Consider the following 671-nt stretch of genomic DNA (forward strand, 5'->3'; position numbering starts at 1 on the left):
TCCATCAACTCCCGTTCGCACTGACGTACCTCTTCGGTCAGCCCGCGTAGCGCATCGGTCATGACATCGATCTGGCGAACATTGAGCTTGATTTCCAGGAAGCGCTCCGCAAGCTCACGACGCTGCTGCTGGTAAGCTTCCCCATGCATTTCACCATCGGCATAGCTGACGAGTAACGCGGTGTAAGCAGCGCGAATGATTGCAAAACGTTCCAACGCTTCTTCGAGTTGCGGACCCTTGTCTACTTCGACATCACCGTCTTCGGATTCTTCTTCGTCGTCCTCAACCTCAATCTCGTCGCCGCCCACCAGTACAGCATCCTCATCCGCGCTGACCGCCTCCGCGTCCAGTGCATTAGGATCGATAAAGGCATCTACCACTTCATCCAGGCGTGTCTCACCACGCTCTACCCGATCCGCCGCGTCCAACAAAAGAGAGATGGTCGTCGGACAGGTCGATACCGCCCGCAGCACCTGCATCAGGCCATCCTCAATACGCCGGGCAATCTCGATTTCGCCTTCACGGGTGAGCAGTTCCACGCTGCCCATCTCGCGCATGTACATGCGCACCGGGTCACTGGTCCGCCCGATATCCGCCTCGACCACGGCCAAGGCTTCTTCAGCGGCCTCTTCCGCTTCCTGGGCAGCGACCACAGAGCCGCCTTCCCCATC

1 protein-coding gene is annotated in these 671 nt (G+C 58.7%); it reads right to left on the minus strand.

The features are described 5' to 3' along the window. The coding region (locus M7F93_RS11870) for a sigma-70 factor domain-containing protein (protein ID WP_298173822.1) at window positions 1-671 on the minus strand (671 nt) is incomplete at both ends.

This window comes from Acidithiobacillus sp., from assembly GCF_027322205.1.
In the GTDB taxonomy this organism is placed as follows: domain Bacteria; phylum Pseudomonadota; class Gammaproteobacteria; order Acidithiobacillales; family Acidithiobacillaceae; genus Acidithiobacillus.